Consider the following 19,936-nt stretch of genomic DNA (forward strand, 5'->3'; position numbering starts at 1 on the left):
AGTGTTAAGCTTCCTTATTTTCAGTGGGTTAACACAATGATAAGTAATGTAAAAAATTCGATACGCGGAACATATCATTCGATTAGCAAAAAGTATTTACCTCGTTATCTTGCCGAATTCTGTTTCAGGTTCAATTGGCGCTTTAACCTTAAAAAAACATTCGAACAGCTTATTTATTCATGTATCCGGGCAGCACCTATACCTGAGTATTTACTCAAGCTAGCTGAGATTCGATGGTAATCAGGTAATGTTTTATCTTGATTATATTGTTATATTATTTAAATGCGATTTCTTAAATAGCATATTTAACACGTTAATATGTTAATGATTAGTCTGATTTTAATAATTGAGTGTTGTAGTTATCAATTGATTATATAATTTCCTTGCATTGTTTATCAATTCGTTTGATTTCGAAGAGAATAAGCTAAAGCTTATTCCACTCAATATTAAGAAATGGCCCTAAAAGAGGGCCATCTATTATCTTCTTTCAACGATAAAATACCTACTGGAAAAGATTTTAAGCTTCATCAGAAAATTCATCGACATAGAGCGTTAACTCAATTCCTGGTTTGATATCTGTTGTTTTTATGCCATCGTTCCAGTTCATTAAATCCTTAATGTTGATACCGTGACGTTTAGCAATACTGGCGATTGAATCGCCTTGGCGTACACGGTAAATAATGGCGTTGTCATTATTTACCCTTAATACTTGCCCAATTTTTAATAATCTGGCGGTTCTCAGATTATTCATGCGTTGTAATTCACGGGTAGAAACGTTAAACCGCTTTGCAATAGCGGATAATGTATCACCTGAGCGAACTTTATATTGGCTTTGTTTACTCAATCGGCGGTTGTTGTTAGCAACTTCCTGGCGAATATTGTTTAAAACGGTTTTATTTGCCAGCGAGTGTTTAAATTGATCAACTTTTGCTTTTGGCAGCATGATGTAATGTGGACCGTTAGGCGATGTTACTCCTCGCTTATATCCGGGGTTATAGGCTTTAATCGATGTCAGGGACATGCCAGCCAGTTCCGCGGCCTGAGACAGCGTGATTTGTTGACCAACATCAACTTGAGCGAGCGCCCGTTGATTATTGGATTTTGGCAGCGTAATGCCATATTTATCGCTGTTACGGATGACATCACTGAGCGCCAAAACTTTAGGCACATAGAGCGTAGTCTCCCGTGGTAGCGGTAATGACCAGAAATCCGTTGGCTGACCTTTTAGCTGGTTTTCTTTGATTGCGCGCATAACACGGCCTTCGCCGCTGTTATAAGCAGCAATAGTCAATAACCAGTCGCCGTTGAACATTTTATTCAGGCGTTGTAACAGATTCAGGGCGGCAGTTGTTGATGCGGCGACGTCCCGGCGTGCGTCGTACCATTTATCCTGAGTAAGACCGTAATTGCGGCCCGTGTCCGGGACAATCTGCCACAGACCCGCGGCCTTGGCGCGTGAGGTGGCATGCGGGTTAAAAGCACTCTCCACTATGGGTACCAGTACCAGTTCCATTGGCATATCGCGTTGCTTGATCTGCCTGACTATCCAGTACATATACGGTTCAGCCCGTAAAGTTACATCGTGGAGATAGCTCTTGTTTTTCAGGTAATAATTTCGTTGTTCACGAACCCTGTAATTATCAGGGATTTTCATCTTCAACTCATCACGGATGTATCCCCACAGCTCACGCTGAGCGCCAGAACCATCCTCTCCCCAGTAGGCAGCAAGCTGATCGGTATCATTAGTTGCTGCTATCTTGCCTGTCTTTAGACTCGTTGAAGACGAATTCTGTGCCCGTTGTCCGGCTGTCGTCGACCAATCAGGCCCGGATTGACAGCCAACCAGCAAGACAGATGCGAACAGAATCGCTTTTGTCTTCATAATTAATTTTTATGGTTGCTTAAAAGACGACCAATAATACTTATCTTGGCTCGATATAGCAACTCTCTCAATCAGAATTGATCTTTTCGTCTTCTTAGTTGACAGAAAACGGCGGAAAGTGGTTGAGAGTTGGGGGGGATTCCAATATTTCTTTGTAAATCAATATCATCACATTTTAAGAAAATATTAATTTTTTTCTCGGTTTGTAATGTGGTTGGTACTGTTGGTTGATTGCTTTCCCTCATTTGGGTTACTTTTTGCTGATATTCGCTGATAGTCTGATTGGGTAAAACAGCATGAGCAAATTTCATATTAGAAACGGTATATTCATGGGCGCAACAGATCAGTGTGTCATCGGGCAACTCAGCTATTTTACTTAGAGATGCATACATCTGTTCAGCGGTTCCTTCAAAGAGGCGTCCGCAACCACCAGAGAACAAAGTATCCCCACAAAAGAGGTAAGGCGCTTGATAAAAAGCAATATGCCCCAGAGTATGGCCGGGAACGTCGATGATCTGGAAAGAAAAATGACCGAAATGGATGCTATCACCGCCACAGACTATCATCGTCGCACCTTTGCTCTCGGTTTCTTTTGGGCCGTATACTGGTAGCTCAGGGAATCGATCAATAATTCCAGGGACGCCGCCAACATGATCGTGATGATGATGGGTAAGTAGAATTGCATCGGGTATCCAGCCGTGGGATTTTAAGGTATCAAGAACAGGCTGTGATTCTGTCGGATCAACGATGACAACATGTCTGTTTTCATCACAAAGTAACCAAATGTAATTATCCGAAAGGACCGGAATGCTGATAAGCTCCATTGTATACCTCTTATTAACAGCGGGTTATAAGGAAAAGAAGCCATGAAATCTGCACATACAATACAGAATATAAATCCCCCGGCTTCTTGGGCTGATTTACCTTGGGGGGAGTATTACCGTGCCGCTTTGGAACGTCAATTACAACCTTGGTGGCCGAAAATATTTGGTTTCCATTTGTTGAAAGTCGGTAATTTGAGTGCTGAAATCGACAGCAAGGAGTGTCCGATTTTTAATCAGATTAATGTAGGTAAGGAAGGAAAGAATATGCAGGTGATTACTGATCCTTACCATCTACCGTTTGAAGGGAAGTCCGTTGATGCTTGTTTACTGAGTCATATGTTGGCTTACAGCGCTGATCCCCATCGTCTTTTACGGGAAGTTGATCGAGTGATGATTGATGATGGTTGGCTTATTATCAGTGGTTTTAATTCATTGAGTTTGCTTGGTTTGGGAAAATTAGTGCCGGGATTATGGCGTCATCAACCCTATTGCAGCCGGATGTTCTCCCTAATGCGCCAACTTGATTGGTTGAGCTTGCTTAATTATGAAGTGGTGTATCGTGACAGTTTCCAAATATTGCCTTGGCGAAATGAAATGGGTTTTGTTAATCGGCGCCTGTCTGTATTAGGTTGTGTCAGTCTGATTATTGCCCGCAAACGCACACTGCCATTAACGCTAAACCAGATAAGAGTAACGTTATTAAAACCTAAATTGGGCAGTGCTGTTGGCGTAACAAAATGTTACCGAAAGCGCAGTTAATCTCTATTTTCGAGATATCCAGCATCGGTTTCTGTTGGTGAATTTGCTGCGGCACGGGCTAATTCATCACAACGTTCATTTTCATCGTGTCCGGCGTGGCCTTTGACCCACAGCCAATCAATGTCATGGCGGTTAATGGCTTGATCAAGACGTTGCCATAAGTCGACATTACTGACCGGAGATTTATCTGCTTTACGCCAGCCGCGTTTTTTCCAGTTATGAATCCATTGTGTAATGCCTTGACGCACATATTGGCTGTCGGTGGTTAAGATAATTTTACAAGGGCGAGTCAGCGTTTCCAGGCCAATAATTGCCGCCATGAGCTCCATTCTATTGTTTGTTGTACGATAAAAACCTTCGCTAAGGGTTTTTTCGTGTTGTTGATAGCGCAATAACACACCGTAGCCTCCAGGCCCCGGATTGCCGAGACAAGATCCATCGGTGAAAATTTCTACCTGCTTGCTCATATCTGGTAGACTCTGCTTATTCAATTCAAAACCCTAAGTCTGACATAAAAAGGCATTATGAGCACGGCAATTACACGACAAGTTGTTCTTGATACCGAAACTACCGGTATGAATAAATTAGGTGTTCACTATGAAGGGCACAAAATTATTGAAATTGGGGCTGTGGAGGTTGTTAACCGTCGTTTAACCGGCCGCCATTTTCATGTCTATATTCAGCCGGATAGATTGGTCGATCCTGAAGCATTTGAAGTGCATGGGATCAGTGATGAATTTTTGCAGGATAAACCGCTATTTGCTGATATTGCTGATGAGTTTATTGAATTTATTCGCGGCGCTGAATTGATCATCCATAACGCTCCCTTCGATATCGGCTTTATCGATTATGAGTTTGGCAAGCTGGATCGTGATATTCCGCCAACTGCGGATTTCTGCAAGATTACTGATAGCTTACAACTTGCGAGAGGGTTCTTTCCGGGGAAAAGAAATAACCTTGATGCGCTATGTGATCGTTATGATATAGACAATTCTAAACGAACCTTGCATGGCGCGTTGCTCGATGCCGAGATATTGGCTGATGTCTATTTGATAATGACAGGCGGTCAAACTTCTCTTGCTTTTTCAATGGAAGGGGAAATTGCTGGTGGTGCGAATGTTGCTGAAATACAGCGTGTTACCCGGTCTCAAACGGCATTAAAAGTGGTTTATGCAACGGATGAAGAACTCGCAGCTCACGAATCCAGATTGGATTTAGTTGAGAAGAAGGGCGGGAGCTGTTTATGGCGTATAAGTCCTGAACAGAGTTAACATAAAATTGCGAATAAATCACCTTTTGGGGTGAAAAGTTGATCAAACTCGTCACTTTGTTATAAAAGATATTGACGGAATGATCTTGGATTCGTAATATTCACCTCGTTCTCAACCAGAACGCTGCGCGGTGCGGTAGTTCAGTCGGTTAGAATACCGGCCTGTCACGCCGGGGGTCGCGGGTTCGAGTCCCGTCCGCACCGCCAAATATTTCGAAGCCCTGGGTAGTTGCCCGGGGCTTTTTCGTTTGCTCTTATAACTTGTTTGTTTGTACTTACATCATGCAGTAATCTCTCGGTAGACAATATAGATGATAATGAAATTGCATTAACACAAGACATACAGATGCTACCAGCTTTCTACATAGCTTGTTTCTGCGACTTTTATTAAGAATTTGTTTTCTTTACCAGGTCTATAGCGTGATGGCCAAATATCCGATGGATGTAAACCTAATTCAGTAGCGATTAATGCTTCTCCCTTTGGCCACGGGCGATGTAATGCATTACTCAATGTCGATGATGCTAAACCAGCTTTACGAGAAACGGCTGAAAGATTTGTTCCTTGTTTTCTCAGTGCCGCAATAATATCTGCCGGATGCCAGTCTTGAATACCCATAAATAATCTCCAAGTTTTAATTGTGAGAAAAACATTGATAATAGATAAATTATCAATGTTTTGCTGTTTGGTAGTAATTAGGTGCAGATTATCGATCAAGGTTAATTGAATAGGCTATCGGAGAGAATACTGAATAATAGTATCGATTGTTTTATAACTAAATATTCCCTATATATTGCAGGTGTTTTTTCTTAATGTAAAGATCATTATTATTATCTGTGAAAAATATTCTTAGTTTAATAACTGAGATAACTAATAGTTTCTTATGAATATTTTTTTTGTTATTTTTGAAACAATTTATTGACGGTAATGAATATTACATTTACGTATACGTACATACAGAGAAATTCCTTATCTTTTGCAAACCACGACTCTGGGATTTTATTCCATATATCATCTGGTTGAGTCGTGGTAGAGTCAGTTTAATAATCTCATGTTTGGTTTTTATAATATTCTTGCCTTTTATAGTAACTTGGATATAAAGGTGAGATTTATAAATATAAGATTTATAAATAAGGAAATAAAAATCGCTCTGGTATATAAAGGTTAAAATTATTGAGACGACAATACTCCTCAAATTGAGAGTCAGAGTGCACTTTTAGTTTCTGATATGTTTTTTCTATCTGATCTTTTACCGATTGGTAAGAAATATTAAGTCTCTCACTGATCTCCTTTCTGCTATGTTTTGCCAGAAATAGGAAAATAATTTCCCACTCTTGTTGGGAAAATTGTTCCGAGGGAGAACAAAACATAACGGAGGGTGGCAATTTTCCATTGAAAAACTCTTTCAAAGAAAGCGCTTCCGCTTTCCGCCCATGAAAAATAATGCCAATACATTCATTATCTTCATTATAAAATGGGAATTTCTCGAAGAAATAGGAACAGAGATGTTTTTCTTTGCCAAATTTATGGGTTTCTAATGAGCATATACTTTTTTCCAAACGCATGACTGTTCTGTCATGTCGTTGAAATTGTTCTTCAAAGATTGCTCCTGCCCAGGGTAATTCACAATCAAAACGCCCTTCGACGTTCAAATTAAGCGGAATATCTTGTAGCATAGCCATTGCTTTATTTTCATAAATAAAGCAAGTGCTTTTATCTTTAATGCCCCAAGGATCATGGCTATGTTTTATGGTATTTATTATCTGTGCTGATATATTACCCGTTGTTTTCATATTTTTTATTTACCACATTATACAAACATTTTACTACCAGGTTTTAAAAATCTTTCTGGGACATAGAGATCAAAATCATTAAGGCGGCAGTATTCATCCAGTTGTTGACCAGAATTAATACCAATTTTCTTGTATATACGTAACATGTGCGTTTCTACCGTGCGATAAGAGATATTCAGTATTCGCCCGATCTGTTTACTGGTGTATTTCTGTAAAAATAGAAAAATGACATCCCATTCCCGTTGAGTAAATAGCCCAGAAGGGGGCTGGAACATGATAGAGCCGGGAAGCTTGCCATAAAAAAAGCGGGTCAGAGAATAGGCTTCGGCTTTCCATGCATGGAAAATGACGCCGACACATTGATTATCTTCATTATAAAATGGGAACTTTTCGAAGAAATAGGAGGAAAGTAATTTTTCTTTACCATATAAATGGGTTTCTAATGAGCATATTCTTTGTTCCGCTTGCATTACCGCTCTGTCATGGATCTGAAATTGTTCTGCAAAAGCGGCGCCTTCCCAAGGCAGATCATTGTCTAGGCGTCCTTCTACATTAAAACCGCGGGGAAGATCGCGCAACATAGCCATTGCCTTATTTTCATAGACAAAACGGGAACTTTGATCTTTTATGCCCCAGGGTTCATGACTGGTTTCCATGAGATTAATAATTTGAGGCGATACGGTTAATTTTTTATAGCTCACAATATAATTCCTATTGTTATTGAAGAAATATCTGGATTTTAGATTTGAATTAATGGGGATTTACAATACTTGGCTGCCAATAGCGACGAACCTTTCTGGAATATAGAGATCAAACTTATTGGCTTTGCAAAAATCTTCTAATTCTATATGCAGCGGTAGATTAAATTTTTGATAAATTGATTGAATATGATTAATGGCCTCTTCTGTACTTATCATTAATTCTTCGCTGATACTCTCTTCGTCCAGTGAGCGAAGAGTTAAAAAAAGAACTTCCCATTCAGTTTGAGTCAGTGTGTCGTTAGGGGGAGTAAATTCCAGAGCTGTTGGAGATACTTTTTCATGATAGTAAGCAATAGAAAAGTTTTGAACTTTCGACATATGAAAAGTAATGCCGATGCAGTTCCCATTTTCATCACAAAGTGGGTATTTACTACAGCGATAGATTTGCTTGACCTTATTTTCTTCAAATAGGTGAGTCTCAAGTGAAGTAACGGTTTCCATAGTTTGCATCACCTTTTGATCTTGACGGCAATATTCTTCTACATACTTCGCAATAGGCGAGGGCAGTTCCCCGGTTGAAAGCCCCGTAATCTCGAAATCTTCTGGCAGATTGAGCAGTTGGTAAAAAGCAGGATTTGCATATATAAATCTTGATTGGCGATCTTTTGCGCCCCAAGGCTCATTACTTTTTTCCCACATGTAAATTAATTGCGGAGTGATATTACTTGGTCTGTTTTTGATATTTGACATGAAAATGCCCTGATTGTTAATTAAGTAGTCATCTGCGTGTCTATTTTATATGTTATATTTAAAATAACCCGATCATATAATGGATTGCAATAATTAATTTGCCAAAAAATAATATTTTTTTATTTTATCTATATCTGTTAATCAAATTGCTTATTATTGTTGGTAAAAATTTCATCATATAAGAAAATATAACTACAAGTATTATTTTATCGTGAATTATTTATTTGGTTATTGATATTAAAATAATTTTGATTTTTGAGTGGTGTCTTTTATCTCTATTCACTATTAATAAATCAAATTATTAAGAGATCATTAGCATATAATTAGGAACAATATAAACAATCAATCTAGTCGCTGAAAATTACCATAAATCAAGAGTATGTCTCTGTTTAATGGGTTATTTTATCTGTTGATTGGCAACTAATAGCTGTGTTTAATTCATTTACCCATTTATATGCGCAATGAGTTTGTTTATTACTCTGATGACGCTGAAATTTATATAGAGCCATAAGGTAAATCAAAGAATTGTCGTTCAGATGAAATTAAGATAGTTTCCTGGTATTTGGCTTTAAAGATTGCGGTTTGTACGCTGTGCTGAGAAAATTATCCCCCTAAACGTTTTTATCCCACTTGGAGTAGAAAATGACCACTCGTAAAACCCTTGCTAATGCTATTCGCTTCCTGAGCATGGATGCTGTGCAGAAAGCAAAATCAGGGCACCCTGGCGCGCCTATGGGAATGGCTGATATCGCTGAAGTTTTATGGCGTGATTATTTGAATCATAACCCAACTGATCCACATTGGGTTGATCGTGACCGCTTTGTATTATCTAACGGTCATGGTTCTATGCTGATTTATAGCCTGTTGCATCTCACCGGTTATGATGTTTCCGTTGATGATCTGAAAAATTTCCGTCAGTTACACTCTAAAACCCCAGGCCACCCTGAGTATGGTTATACTCCAGGCGTAGAAACTACGACAGGTCCTTTAGGGCAGGGAATTGCCAACGCAGTAGGTTTTGCGATTGCTGAACGCACTCTGGCCGCGCAATTTAACCGTCCTGGTCATGAGGTCGTTGACCATAATACTTATGCCTTTATGGGTGATGGTTGCATGATGGAGGGCATTTCTCATGAAGTTTGCTCTCTGGCGGGTACTTTAAAGCTAGGTAAATTGATTGCTTTCTATGATGACAATGGCATTTCCATTGATGGTCATGTTGAAGGCTGGTTTACGGATGATACGGCAAGCCGTTTTGAAGCTTATGGCTGGCATGTGATTCGCGGTATTGATGGCCATAATGCAGCTTCAGTTAAAGCTGCTATTGAAGAAGCACGTAAAGTTACTGATAAACCTTCTCTGTTAATGTGCAAAACAGTTATTGGTTTTGGCGCACCAACCAAAGCGGGTACCCATGATTCTCATGGCGCTCCATTGGGTGATGCGGAAATCGCCGCGACTCGTGAAGCACTGGATTGGAATTATCCGGCATTTGAGATTCCAGCGGACATCTATGCTGAGTGGGATGCAAAAGAAGCTGGCAATGTGAAACAAGCCGCCTGGAATGAAAAATTCTCTGCCTATGAAAAAGCGTATCCTGAATTAGCCGCTGAATTCAAACGTCGTACCAGTGGCGAATTACCGGCAAACTGGGAAGCTGAATCCAAAGCATTTATCGAACAGTTGCAAAAAAATCCGGCCAATATCGCCAGTCGTAAAGCATCCCAGAACGCCTTGGAAGCGTTTGGCAAGGTGTTGCCTGAATTTATGGGCGGATCTGCTGATTTGGCGCCAAGTAACCTTACGATGTGGTCAGGTTCTAAGCCATTGAACGAAGATCATGCTGGTAACTACATCCATTACGGCGTTCGTGAATTTGGCATGTCAGCCATTATGAACGGTATCGCTCTGCATGGTGGTTTTGTGCCTTATGGCGCAACTTTCCTGATGTTCGTTGAATATGCCCGTAACGCGGTGCGTATGGCGGCATTGATGAAAATTCGCAGCATCTTTGTTTATACCCATGATTCAATCGGTTTGGGTGAAGATGGGCCGACTCATCAGCCGGTAGAACAGCTTGCTAGCTTGCGTGTGACGCCAAATCTGAGTACATGGCGTCCATGCGATCAGGTTGAATCTGCGGTGGCGTGGAAATATGCTATTGATCGTAAGGCGGGTCCATCAGCGCTGATTTTCTCTCGCCAGAATCTGGCACAGCAAGAACGTACTGCCGAGCAGTTGGCTAATATTGAGAAAGGGGCTTACATCCTGAAAGATTGTCAGGGACAGCCAGAATTGATTCTGATCGCAACTGGTTCAGAAATTGAATTGGCGGTGAGTGCTTACAATCAATTGACTGAGGAAGGTCGCCAGGTGCGTGTAGTCTCCATGCCGTCTACTGATGCTTTTGATAAGCAAGATGCCGCATACCGAGAAGCGGTGCTGCCTGCTGCGGTTTCGGCACGTGTTGCGATCGAAGCGGGTATCGCCGATTACTGGTTTAAATATGTCGGTATAAATGGCGCTATCGTTGGTATGGATACATTTGGTGAGTCAGCGCCTGCTGATCAACTGTTTAAAGCGTTTGGCTTCACTGTAGAGAATGTGGTCGCTAAGGCTAAAGCTCTACTGAAATAATTAGTCGCTTCATGAATGAGCGCACCTGAGATAAACGTTGAGCGGGTGCGCTCTTTTTCCGCACGATATCGTTATTGAAGATGGATCGTGGCGGCTTTCCTCGGTTTATGCCACGCAAATTCCGGGAACGGCTACTTTTTGGAACACGTGAGGCGAACCGACAATCCCATCAGGATACTTGGCGAGTTTCTCCTTGAATTCAGGATCTGTGAACGCGGCGCGGAAATGCTCCAGACTCTCCCAAACAGCATAGTTCATGAATGTGCCGCTGCCAGCGATTCCGCGATGTAATTGCGCGGAAATCAGACCTACCTTAGACCGGAAATATTCTGCATCTTCCTTCCAAGTTTCTATTAGGGTGTCAGCCATTGAGGGATCAACATGAAATATGTTCACCAGCACTATGGAGCCGTCGGTGTTCGAAAATAATTGTTCCCGCAGGGTTACGTGGGTGTCCATTTCTTCTAGCTTGACCATTTCTATCTCCTGAAAATTATGTGTTTATATTTATGCTTGTATTGCTATCCTGCCGAGGCGAGTCGCGTGATTTACGCGGCTTTTGACGGCAATAATATATCAGCGTAGAGACAAATGCGTTCCACCAATTACATGCTGTTTCCACGTTGTATTTCGTTTAACTGTTTGGTAATTCTTTATCGTGATTAACGAACGAATCCAGAGCGCTATGTCTTGTATTTGGCACCGGTGACTCTCCCAGCTCCGTCTCCAAGCTGATCAAGGTGTTTAATGTCACTTTTAGCTCGTTAGGATCAGAGGATTGCATCAGTGATTCGACCCATTCAGCTTCCAGCGATATCGCCGCATCAAAAGTACGCCAACCAAGTTCGGTCAGTTGATAGAGTGGCGAACGTTCATGGCGAGGATTAGTGAGGGTTCTCACCATCCCTGAACTTAGCCCGAGATTCAATTGCTTTTGCACGCCTTGGCGCGTGATACCCATTGCGGCGGCAATCTGAGGCGCGGTAGGTGGATGTGGCGCATGCGCAATCGCACCGAGTACTTGCCATCTCGCACTCGTGATTCCCAACGGAGCAACGAGCTGATCCCCTTTGGATAGCAGTAGGGCATTGAGCCGAAATACCGCCAATGTGATCTCAGTGAATACCTCAAACGCCGAAGTTTCCTCGGTTGACACGATTTACTTCCTTTTCCTTAGCTCCTCAAAAAACGACAACCAGTTTCCATTTATTGAGATTGAATGTCAATATTTCAACGAATGGTATTGATGATCCATGTCGCAGTTGTGAGTAAATAACGGTGGGATTGTTTCTTTCTGCTTGCTTGGGGCCGGTGAATATGAGCAACAGTCTTTAATTCGAAGGTTGACCACTTTTTACTATTGCTTGCTATCAATCTCCTTTTCCCTTAATCTCGTTATTTATAGCTGAATCGTTTCATTTTGTTGTCTGAAGCGGTTTTCTATGCACGGTTTTGACAGTTTTGTGATAAGCAATCAGTACATCAGTGATTTAGTCGGTTATTCTAAGCGGTTGGGTGGTAATAACTATATTCAGGGAGTAACATGACAATCAAGGTAGCAATAAACGGTTTTGGCAGAATAGGACGCAGTATTTTACGTGCTCTTTATGAATCTGGACGCCGGGCTGAAATTGCGGTTATTGCTGTTAATGAGCTGGCAGATGCCGAAGGAATCGCTCACTTGCTGAAATATGACTCAAGTCACGGTCGTTTTGCCTGGGATGTGCGTCTGAATAATGATCTGTTGCAAGTTGGTGATGATAATATTCGCCTGTTTCATCAACCTGATATATCGACGTTGCCCTGGCAAGAATTGGGGGTTGATATTGTTCTTGATTGCAGTGGGATTTATGGCAGCAGAGCTGATGGCGAGGCACATCTTGCCAGTGGCGCCAAAAAAGTGCTGTTTGCTCATCCGGGGGGCAATGATTTAGATGCGACGGTGGTCTATGGTGTAAATCAGCATTTATTGACAGCAAAAGATCGTATTGTGTCCAATGCTTCCTGTACCACTAATTGCATTATTCCCGTCATTAAATTATTGGATGATGAATTTGAGATTGAATCGGGCACAGTGACAACCATTCATGCCTCAATGAATGACCAACCGGTGATTGATGCTTATCACAAAGATTTACGGCGTACTCGGGCAGCCAGTCAATCTATCATTCCGGTGGATACCAAGTTGGCCGCAGGGATAACCCGGATTTTTCCAAAGTTCTGTGACCGTTTTGAAGCTATCTCCGTGCGCGTACCAACGATCAACGTTACGGCTATCGATTTGAGCGTTACGGTAAAATCTTCAGTAACTGTTAAAAAAATCAACGAATTAATGCAAAAATCAGCAGCTACTTCATTTCGTGGTATAGTTGATTATACCGAATTACCGTTAGTCTCAACGGATTTTAACCACGATCCCCACAGCGCGATTGTTGATGGCACACAAACGCGGGTTAGTGGGCAACACCTGATTAAGACATTAGTTTGGTGTGATAATGAGTGGGGATTTGCTAACCGAATGTTAGATACAACGTTAGCAATGGCTGCTACGGGTTTCAAATGATCTGTTGTTGATAGACGGCCATAATAGATTTGCACACGGCGCAAGATTAAATAATTTAGAGAATCAATAAGAGGATTCACCATGTCTGTAATTAAGATGACCGATTTAGATCTGGCGGGTAAGCGAGTTTTAATCCGCGCTGACCTGAACGTTCCGGTAAAAGATGGCAAAGTCACCTCTGATGCGCGTATCCGTGCCTCCTTGCCAACCATCGAAGCAGCATTGAAACAGGGCGCCAAGGTCATGATCACTTCTCACCTTGGCCGCCCGATTGAAGGCGAATACAACGAAGAATTCTCGCTGAAACCAGTAGTAGACTATCTAAAAGAGAAGTTATCCTCCTCCGTTCGACTGGAAAAAGAGTATCTGGAAGGCGTGGAAGTATCAGAAGGTGAGCTGGTCGTGCTGGAGAACGTTCGCTTTAATAAAGGTGAGAAGAAAGACGACGAAACTTTGGCTAAAAAATATGCTTCCCTGTGTGATATTTATGTCATGGATGCATTCGGTACCGCTCATCGTGCCCAGGCTTCGACTCACGGCGTGGCTAAGTTTGCTCCCGTTGCTTGTGCCGGTCCTTTATTATTCGGGGAATTAGAAGCATTAGGTAAAGCGTTGGATAATCCGGCTCGTCCAATGGTGGCTATCGTTGGTGGTTCTAAAGTTTCAACTAAGCTGACCGTGCTGGATACGCTGTCTAAAATTGCCGACCAATTGATTGTTGGCGGTGGTATCGCGAATACGTTTGTTGCCGCGGAAGGCCACAATGTTGGCCGTTCTCTCTATGAAGATGATTTGATCCCGGAAGCGAAAAAATTGCTGATAAGTTGTGATATTCCGGTGCCAACCGATGTTCGTGTGGCGACAGAATTCTCTGAAGCGGCCGAAGCAACCTTGAAATCCACCAATGATATTAAAGATGATGAGCAGATCCTCGATTTGGGAGATGAATCCGCTCAACGGCTGGCAGATATCCTGAAAAACGCCAAAACGATCCTATGGAATGGCCCGGTTGGTGTATTTGAATTCCCTAATTTCCGTCAAGGGACTGAAATTGTCGCACGCGCCATTGCTGATAGTGATGCTTTCTCTATCGCCGGCGGCGGCGATACGCTGGCAGCGATCGACCTGTTCGGTATTGCTGACAAAATTTCTTATATCTCTACGGGTGGTGGCGCTTTCCTCGAGTTCGTGGAAGGGAAAAAACTGCCTGCGGTTGTGATGTTGGAAGAACGTGCAAAACAGTAATTAAGTCATGACGGGTAGCGGCTGATTGGCTAGCTACCCGCTCTAAACAGGACCCACGTAACATGTCTAAAATTTTTGATTTCGTAAAACCGGGTGTCATCACTGGTGATGATGTTCAAAAAGTGTTCGCTATAGCCAAAGAAAACAACTTTGCTTTACCGGCGGTCAACTGTGTAGGTACTGATTCAATCAATGCCGTACTGGAAACCGCTGCCAAAGTTCGTTCTCCTGTGATCATTCAGTTCTCTAACGGCGGCGCTGCTTTTATTGCCGGTAAAGGTTTGAAAGTTGAAGGTCAACAAGCGGCTATTCTGGGTTCAATTTCTGGTGCTCGCCATGTTCATCAGATGGCTGAACATTATGGTGTTCCTGTGATCCTGCATACTGACCACTGCGCGCGTAAATTGCTGCCGTGGATTGATGGCTTGTTAGACGCGGGTGAAAAACATTACGCAGCGACGGGTAAACCGTTATTCTCTTCTCATATGATCGATCTGTCAGAAGAGTCTCTGGAAGAGAATATTGAGATTTGCGGCAAATATTTGGCTCGCATGGCGAAAATCGATATGACGCTGGAAATCGAGTTGGGCTGTACTGGTGGGGAAGAGGATGGCGTTGATAACAGCCATATGGATAGCTCCGCGTTGTACACGCAACCGGAAGATGTGGCTTATGCTTATGAGAAACTGAATGCTATCAGCCCACGTTTCACTATTGCTGCCTCTTTCGGTAATGTTCATGGTGTTTATAAGCCGGGTAACGTTAAACTGACGCCAAAAATTTTGCGTAACTCTCAAGACTATGTTTCTGAGAAATTCAATCTGCCGCATAACAGCCTGGATTTTGTTTTCCACGGCGGTTCTGGTTCTACCGCGGAAGAGATCAAAGAAGCAGTCAGCTATGGCGTTGTTAAAATGAATATCGATACTGACACCCAATGGGCGACTTGGGAAGGTATCCTGAATTATTACAAAAAGAACGAAGGCTATCTGCAAGGCCAGTTAGGCAATCCAGAAGGCGCGGATAAACCTAATAAGAAATTCTACGATCCACGGGTATGGCTGCGTGCCGGTCAGGTTTCTATGATTGCCCGTCTGGAACAAGCGTTCAAAGAATTGAACGCGATTGATGTGTTGTAATTGGTGAAAGAGTTCCCTCTGAATTTTCATGCAGAGGGAACGTTAGCCGCATTCAGTAAATGAGATGTTACATCGCATCTACTCTTTTTATCATTTCCATTGCAACAGCCATAGACATGAACAGTTTGCTCTTTGTCTGAGGAAACTCCTCAAACCCTACGTTCATATACAGTTTTTTGGCTATGTCGTTCTTTGCATCGACGATAATCATCGGGGTAGGAATAGATTGTGACGACTCTATAGCTTTTCGAATTGCATCTATAAGCAAGATTTCACCAAACCCTTGGCGTTGAAATGACTTACTTATAGCTAGGCGACCAATAAGTGCGCAATGTAGTGTAGAAGGGTACTTTTTCGATATTTTCTCTGGTAGTTCGTCTAGCTCTACCGTGCATAGTGCTAGGGAATAGTATCCCTTTATTTGAGATCCATTTTGACTACTTGTAAGGACGAATGTTCTTGATAAGTCCTTTTTATCATGTTGTCCCGATACTGCCTTCAAGTAGTTGTTTAGTGCGGGTTCACCACAGTTAAAATTATTTCTATCGTGTTTGTTTTTATCTAGACGTTCTATCTTCATTTTTTATTGTTTCTTTATGTCTACGAGCAGCACGAAGGAAACGTTCGTTTACCTTGATTGGTTTTTCCAATGCATGAACAAACGCCAATGCATCTTCTTGACACAATTGAATACGCATATTTTGTTCAATGAGTCTTTTTGCCTCTGCTACAGCAGCATTGGCAATAAAGCTATTCAAACTGGCATACCCTGATAGTGATAACGCTCTTTCAAGTAACTCCTTGATCTCTGAACTCACCCTTGTGGTGATTCTTTCATTTGCTAATGTGGCCATAAGCCTTACTCCTACCGCATTGCGGTTATTAGTTCTTTAGTTCACTATAGATATCCACTACTCGTTTACATTATTTATTTGGAGCTAGCGGAACATATTATTTGGTGAAACGCTAAGTTTGTTTCATTGGTTAGTCTAACATTGTTTTTAACAAAATTCAATGGATGTGCCAAAATGACACCATGTTGTGAGACTAAACAAGCCATAGTCAGATAGAACAAAAATCATCAAAATTCGGACGCAAGTGAATCCGAGTATGCAGAGTTGTTAGCAAAAACCGCCGTAAACCCTCTTTACGGCGGGAAGCAGTCACCTGAGTTGTACTAGCTCTAGTCTGAGCTAGTACAGTTAGTTTCTATTTAAAGTTCTATACCCGTCATCTTTCAAGTTGCCTCTTTGTTGGCTGCACTCGCTCACCCCGGTAACAGAGTTTGCTATGCTCCTGGGGATTCACTCCCTTGCCGTCGCGATGCATCTTGAAATCCATAGGGTATGTGACCAAATTTATGAAGTTCTCCGCATTCCTAAATTCTCAGCGATAGCCGCAGAGCGAATATTAATAGCCTCTGTTGATATCCTATTAATTTTATGTCCTTTCAATGATTTTTTAATTGCTTTCATTGTCAGGAATTTGCCAACGCCTTTGAAATTGTATTCTCTATTGATTGCAACATCCGGTTCTGTTGCTTGCAGCAGCGTTCTTTCTTCATTACTCAATTGCGTATAGGGATGGGCCAATGCATAGTTGACATGTAATTCTGATTGTTTATTTTTTAAATCATGATAAACCTTAACCTCCATTGCCGCATAAATTTTTCTTTCACCGGAATAATCATTTTTTTCACTTTTATCCATTAACGCAAAGAAATCGGTTTCTGAATAAAAATCAGGGTGATTGCTTCTATATCTATGCTCTTCGGCATATTCTGATATCGTATCTTGTATGGTTCTTGCCATATAACCGGATATTTCAGATCCTAAAGAAAGATTGGTCTTCGATTTTTCTGAAAGGGCGCTATTTTCTTCAAGCCGGCTATATATTATTTGGCTTTTTTCTATACCTTTTAGAAGTTCTTCATGGCTTAACAAATAACCCGATGGATCGGAATCACCGACACGAACCACTTTTAATGATTTATTCTTTGTATAACTGCTCTCTTTCTCGTTCCATTTAACAACATGTGAATTTTTAGCGGCCAATTTAAATTTTAATTCATCAAGGAAATTGACCTCTTTGGTATATTTTCCTTTTTCTGGCGCTAATCCATTTTCATCCTGTAAACTCACAGGATTATTTCTTACCATTCGGTATAGATTCAGCCCATCAATGGTTCCTGCCGGGTCCGCGCTTAACCATTTGCCCGCCCACGGTTGGTAATAACGATAACCGTAATAATACAGCCCGGTGGCATCTCGTTCTTTGCCGGAATAGCGAATCGTTTTATAGCTGGCTTCTGTTTGGCTGTTTGCTGCCCACAGCGCTGTCCCGCCAAATGGATAATACTCTTCCTCGCTGATAATTTGTCCTTGGTTGTCCAGTTCAAGTTGGCTGGAGCCGATCAGATTATCGTAGCTGTAACGTAGTTGATTGTTGTTGATGCCTTCTGGTTTACCGCTTTCCCAGTGCAACATTCGTATCTGTGCGCGGCCCGCTTCACCGAGTGTGATAACGTGTAACTCTTCCGTTGTTGTGGTGCTGTTCTGGGTTGTGCGTAGCTCCAGCCCCGGCAAATAGATTACCCGCTGTTGCTGCGTAGTATTCTGGGTTGGTTGTTCACTCACTTTCAGTTGTCTCATTCCGTTGCTGTCGTAGCGGTACCACTCATTTCCCGGGCCATTATTCACCTGCTTCAACTCTCCTCGTGGTGTCCAGATAAGCGTCTGTCCGGGTAATAAACTGGTTTGACGACCACCGGCATCAAACAACGTATCCACTTGATTTGGATCGGTGGTCAGCGTACTGAGAACACCTCGATTGCTGCGGTTTGAAAGGGTGATAGCCACGGTGTAGTTGTTCTGGGTAGCTGGCGAGCTGTGCCGAATTTGCGTCAGATTACCGCTGTGATCATAGCTGTAGCTGCGAGTATAGTTAGTGTAAGTATTGCTGTCAGAAGGTAGTGCAGGGGAGGGTAGTTGGTTATTTTGCTGACCTATATTAGCCATTTCCCGCCCGGCGGCACTGATAAGCTGATACAGGGAATCGTAGGTATAGTTATTCTCCGGGACCACTTTCTGATTGCGCCAAAAGCGGGTGGCTTCCGCATCGTTACGGATATTGATGACATTGCCTACCGGATCATATTGATAGCGTAAGTCTTGCAACACTTTGGCGTCTGACGGACGGCGGGTGGTAATGCCGATCAGCCGTTGGGTTTCTGGTTCATAGCTGTATTCAGTGATAACGCCGTTACCGTGCTCTTCGCGTAATTTTTGTCCGGCGGCGGAGTAGGTCAGCGATTTGATAATCGCTTGTTCGGCCTGACCTTTGAGCGTCAACCAACAGCCTTTTAGCTGCCCAGCCACGTCGTAGGCCAGACGCTGGGTGTTGCCTTTGGCATCGGTCTGGGTCAATAAAGCCCCGGTGGCATCGGCTTTATTTTGGGTGGTATAGACATCACTGCTCAGTTTTTGCTGCCAGAGGCTTTGGTCTTCACCTGTCCAGTCAGCATTTTGATCATCGACGAGTAGTTGCTGAGATTGTGATAGTACGACGCCAGCCAGAGAAAGGCTGTTGAGTTGAGTGAGTCCTGCGGTATCGTAATGACGGACACACTGACCGGCAAGGTTGTAATCTTTTTCTTGCGGCGTATTACCGGCCCAGATAAGACGCTCGGTTGTTTGCTCTTCTGCCTGTACTTGTTCGGTGATAATAAGCAGACGACCGGGAAGGGTGTTATCTTCATAACGATGGTTTTGGCGGACACCGGTTGCATTGATGATCAACACTGGGCGACCTTCAATATCATTGAGGGTAATAGTCCGACCGGCATCAACACTTTCTTCACGTAAAACCTGACCGGCAAGATTAAAGACGCGAATCAAGTTCGGACCGCTTTGGTTTTTATTTTTACGAGGATCGGTACTTTTTACCTGAAATCCCGGAATATTGAACTCATAGAGCGTAATTAATTCATCACTGTTTTCATCAACTTGAGTACGTAAATATTCCAACGTGCGTACATTTAATTTCCTGTTATCTAATACCCTAATTGAGGGGGTCTTTTGGTCAATTGCAGAATTGTAACTGCTCATATTTTAACTCCTTAGATGGTGTTAATCGTTAAGAAAATTTAAGTTATGGCAACAACCAAAAGACCTTATCACTAAACAGGCAAGGAAAGCGATTTATCGTGATGTTATTAATGCAAACGCTTTGGTAATTTTTGAGATTGTATAAATGGAAATTAAAGTTTCAGATAGTGGGTGTGATTGATCAACCATCAGGAAAACAAGTGGTTGGCAGATTTGATATATCGATGATGCTTAATAACGAATCACTTGTATATCATAGTTAAATATAA

The 19,936-nt window shown here is 42.3% G+C and carries 19 protein-coding genes and 1 tRNA gene; 8 read left to right on the plus strand and 12 right to left on the minus strand.

The genetic code is table 11. The features are described 5' to 3' along the window. Nucleotides 1-240 (plus strand): transposase (locus tag EAE92_RS16070; protein WP_214066812.1); only part of this gene is annotated, 240 nt, incomplete at its 5' end. Nucleotides 241-517: 277 nt separating this feature from the next. On the opposite strand, the gene mltD is transcribed toward EAE92_RS16070, so the two are convergent. Both mltD and gloB read right to left on the minus strand, forming a co-directional pair. Beyond that, nucleotides 518-1,882, minus strand: a complete 1,365-nt coding sequence (mltD, locus tag EAE92_RS16075) for a murein transglycosylase D (RefSeq protein ID WP_214068808.1) — start codon at nucleotides 1,880-1,882, stop codon at nucleotides 518-520. Nucleotides 1,883-1,953: 71 nt separating this feature from the next. Beyond that, a complete protein-coding gene (gene gloB, locus EAE92_RS16080) occupies nucleotides 1,954-2,706 on the minus strand; it encodes a hydroxyacylglutathione hydrolase (protein ID WP_214068809.1) in 753 nt (250 codons plus the stop codon). 42 nt (nucleotides 2,707-2,748) lie between these two features. Here gloB and EAE92_RS16085 point away from each other — a divergent pair, with 42 nt between their 5' ends. Beyond that, complete coding sequence (locus EAE92_RS16085) at nucleotides 2,749-3,465, plus strand: methyltransferase domain-containing protein (protein WP_214068810.1); 717 nt, start codon at nucleotides 2,749-2,751, stop codon at nucleotides 3,463-3,465. Here EAE92_RS16085 and rnhA read toward each other — a convergent pair. Then, a complete protein-coding gene (gene rnhA, locus EAE92_RS16090; RefSeq protein WP_214068837.1) occupies nucleotides 3,462-3,932 on the minus strand; it encodes a ribonuclease HI in 471 nt (156 codons plus the stop codon). The genes EAE92_RS16085 and rnhA overlap by 4 nt on opposite strands. 57 nt (nucleotides 3,933-3,989) lie before the next feature. Between rnhA and dnaQ the strand changes: the two genes are divergently transcribed. Next, entirely contained in the window at nucleotides 3,990-4,736 is a 747-nt protein-coding gene (gene dnaQ, locus EAE92_RS16095) for a DNA polymerase III subunit epsilon (protein WP_214068811.1), read from the plus strand. Between the two features lie 129 nt (nucleotides 4,737-4,865). Continuing rightward, nucleotides 4,866-4,942, plus strand: a tRNA-Asp gene (locus EAE92_RS16100). A 142-nt stretch (nucleotides 4,943-5,084) separates the two neighbouring features. Here the strand turns inward: EAE92_RS16100 and EAE92_RS16105 are convergent. The 4 genes from EAE92_RS16105 to EAE92_RS16120 form a co-directional block, all read right to left on the minus strand. After that, a complete protein-coding gene (locus tag EAE92_RS16105; RefSeq protein WP_214068812.1) occupies nucleotides 5,085-5,351 on the minus strand; it encodes a helix-turn-helix domain-containing protein in 267 nt (88 codons plus the stop codon). 506 nt (nucleotides 5,352-5,857) lie between these two features. Continuing rightward, the gene (locus tag EAE92_RS16110) at nucleotides 5,858-6,526 is read right to left on the minus strand and encodes a helix-turn-helix transcriptional regulator (protein ID WP_214068813.1); all 669 of its coding nucleotides are present in this window, start codon (nucleotides 6,524-6,526) and stop codon (nucleotides 5,858-5,860) included. 17 nt (nucleotides 6,527-6,543) lie between these two features. Further along, entirely contained in the window at nucleotides 6,544-7,227 is a 684-nt protein-coding gene (locus EAE92_RS16115) for a helix-turn-helix transcriptional regulator (protein ID WP_339959391.1), read from the minus strand. Nucleotides 7,228-7,287: 60 nt separating this feature from the next. Beyond that, nucleotides 7,288-7,977: a PAS domain-containing protein gene (locus tag EAE92_RS16120; protein WP_214068814.1), complete on the minus strand. Its 690-nt coding sequence runs from the start codon at nucleotides 7,975-7,977 to the stop codon at nucleotides 7,288-7,290. A gap of 642 nt (nucleotides 7,978-8,619) precedes the next feature. Between EAE92_RS16120 and tkt the strand changes: the two genes are divergently transcribed. Further along, on the plus strand, nucleotides 8,620-10,614 hold the full coding sequence (tkt, locus tag EAE92_RS16125) for a transketolase (RefSeq protein ID WP_214068815.1): 1,995 nt from the start codon (nucleotides 8,620-8,622) through the stop codon (nucleotides 10,612-10,614). 105 nt (nucleotides 10,615-10,719) lie between these two features. On the opposite strand, the gene EAE92_RS16130 is transcribed toward tkt, so the two are convergent. Both EAE92_RS16130 and EAE92_RS16135 read right to left on the minus strand, forming a co-directional pair. After that, nucleotides 10,720-11,091: an antibiotic biosynthesis monooxygenase family protein gene (locus EAE92_RS16130; protein ID WP_036780450.1), complete on the minus strand. Its 372-nt coding sequence runs from the start codon at nucleotides 11,089-11,091 to the stop codon at nucleotides 10,720-10,722. Nucleotides 11,092-11,248: 157 nt separating this feature from the next. Continuing rightward, the gene (locus EAE92_RS16135) at nucleotides 11,249-11,770 is read right to left on the minus strand and encodes a MarR family winged helix-turn-helix transcriptional regulator (protein WP_214068816.1); all 522 of its coding nucleotides are present in this window, start codon (nucleotides 11,768-11,770) and stop codon (nucleotides 11,249-11,251) included. A 387-nt stretch (nucleotides 11,771-12,157) separates the two neighbouring features. Between EAE92_RS16135 and epd the strand changes: the two genes are divergently transcribed. The 3 genes from epd to fbaA all read left to right on the plus strand — a co-directional run bounded on the left by epd (nucleotide 12,158) and on the right by fbaA (nucleotide 15,561). Further along, the gene (gene epd / locus EAE92_RS16140) at nucleotides 12,158-13,177 is read left to right on the plus strand and encodes an erythrose-4-phosphate dehydrogenase (RefSeq protein WP_040153422.1); all 1,020 of its coding nucleotides are present in this window, start codon (nucleotides 12,158-12,160) and stop codon (nucleotides 13,175-13,177) included. Nucleotides 13,178-13,258: 81 nt separating this feature from the next. Next, on the plus strand, nucleotides 13,259-14,422 hold the full coding sequence (gene pgk, locus EAE92_RS16145; protein ID WP_214068817.1) for a phosphoglycerate kinase: 1,164 nt from the start codon (nucleotides 13,259-13,261) through the stop codon (nucleotides 14,420-14,422). 62 nt (nucleotides 14,423-14,484) lie between these two features. Beyond that, nucleotides 14,485-15,561, plus strand: coding sequence for a class II fructose-bisphosphate aldolase (fbaA, locus tag EAE92_RS16150; protein ID WP_036808081.1), 1,077 nt, complete (start codon nucleotides 14,485-14,487; stop codon nucleotides 15,559-15,561). A 67-nt stretch (nucleotides 15,562-15,628) separates the two neighbouring features. Here the strand turns inward: fbaA and EAE92_RS16155 are convergent, their stop codons facing one another. The 3 genes from EAE92_RS16155 to EAE92_RS16165 all read right to left on the minus strand — a co-directional run bounded on the left by EAE92_RS16155 (nucleotide 15,629) and on the right by EAE92_RS16165 (nucleotide 19,667). Then, nucleotides 15,629-16,141, minus strand: a complete 513-nt coding sequence (locus EAE92_RS16155; RefSeq protein ID WP_036808078.1) for a GNAT family N-acetyltransferase — start codon at nucleotides 16,139-16,141, stop codon at nucleotides 15,629-15,631. Continuing rightward, nucleotides 16,119-16,415, minus strand: a complete 297-nt coding sequence (locus tag EAE92_RS16160; protein WP_036808074.1) for a type II toxin-antitoxin system TacA family antitoxin — start codon at nucleotides 16,413-16,415, stop codon at nucleotides 16,119-16,121. Before EAE92_RS16160 ends, EAE92_RS16155 begins: the two co-directional genes overlap by 23 nt. A 504-nt stretch (nucleotides 16,416-16,919) precedes the next feature. After that, entirely contained in the window at nucleotides 16,920-19,667 is a 2,748-nt protein-coding gene (locus EAE92_RS16165; RefSeq protein ID WP_214068818.1) for an RHS repeat protein, read from the minus strand. Between the last annotated feature and the right edge of the window lie 269 nt (nucleotides 19,668-19,936).

The sequence above is a fragment of the Photorhabdus hainanensis genome (assembly GCF_018448965.1).
Taxonomy (GTDB): Bacteria; Pseudomonadota; Gammaproteobacteria; order Enterobacterales; family Enterobacteriaceae; genus Photorhabdus; species Photorhabdus akhurstii.

Excerpts from the sequence above, each read along its gene's own strand:
- fbaA (WP_036808081.1), top strand. The coding sequence starts at position 14,485 with ATGTCTAAAATTTTTGATTTCGTAAAACCGGGTGTCATCACTGGTGAT.
- dnaQ (WP_214068811.1), top strand. The coding sequence starts at position 3,990 with ATGAGCACGGCAATTACACGACAAGTTGTTCTTGATACCGAAACTACC.
- EAE92_RS16085 (WP_214068810.1), top strand. The coding sequence starts at position 2,749 with ATGAAATCTGCACATACAATACAGAATATAAATCCCCCGGCTTCTTGG.
- EAE92_RS16155 (WP_036808078.1), bottom strand. The coding sequence starts at position 16,141 with ATGAAGATAGAACGTCTAGATAAAAACAAACACGATAGAAATAATTTT.
- EAE92_RS16165 (WP_214068818.1), bottom strand. The coding sequence starts at position 19,667 with ATGAGCAGTTACAATTCTGCAATTGACCAAAAGACCCCCTCAATTAGG.
- EAE92_RS16160 (WP_036808074.1), bottom strand. The coding sequence starts at position 16,415 with ATGGCCACATTAGCAAATGAAAGAATCACCACAAGGGTGAGTTCAGAG.
- EAE92_RS16110 (WP_214068813.1), bottom strand. The coding sequence starts at position 6,526 with ATGAAAACAACGGGTAATATATCAGCACAGATAATAAATACCATAAAA.
- pgk (WP_214068817.1), top strand. The coding sequence starts at position 13,259 with ATGTCTGTAATTAAGATGACCGATTTAGATCTGGCGGGTAAGCGAGTT.
- EAE92_RS16105 (WP_214068812.1), bottom strand. The coding sequence starts at position 5,351 with ATGGGTATTCAAGACTGGCATCCGGCAGATATTATTGCGGCACTGAGA.
- EAE92_RS16130 (WP_036780450.1), bottom strand. The coding sequence starts at position 11,091 with ATGGTCAAGCTAGAAGAAATGGACACCCACGTAACCCTGCGGGAACAA.
- epd (WP_040153422.1), top strand. The coding sequence starts at position 12,158 with ATGACAATCAAGGTAGCAATAAACGGTTTTGGCAGAATAGGACGCAGT.
- mltD (WP_214068808.1), bottom strand. The coding sequence starts at position 1,882 with ATGAAGACAAAAGCGATTCTGTTCGCATCTGTCTTGCTGGTTGGCTGT.
- tkt (WP_214068815.1), top strand. The coding sequence starts at position 8,620 with ATGACCACTCGTAAAACCCTTGCTAATGCTATTCGCTTCCTGAGCATG.
- rnhA (WP_214068837.1), bottom strand. The coding sequence starts at position 3,932 with ATGAGCAAGCAGGTAGAAATTTTCACCGATGGATCTTGTCTCGGCAAT.
- gloB (WP_214068809.1), bottom strand. The coding sequence starts at position 2,706 with ATGGAGCTTATCAGCATTCCGGTCCTTTCGGATAATTACATTTGGTTA.
- EAE92_RS16120 (WP_214068814.1), bottom strand. The coding sequence starts at position 7,977 with ATGTCAAATATCAAAAACAGACCAAGTAATATCACTCCGCAATTAATT.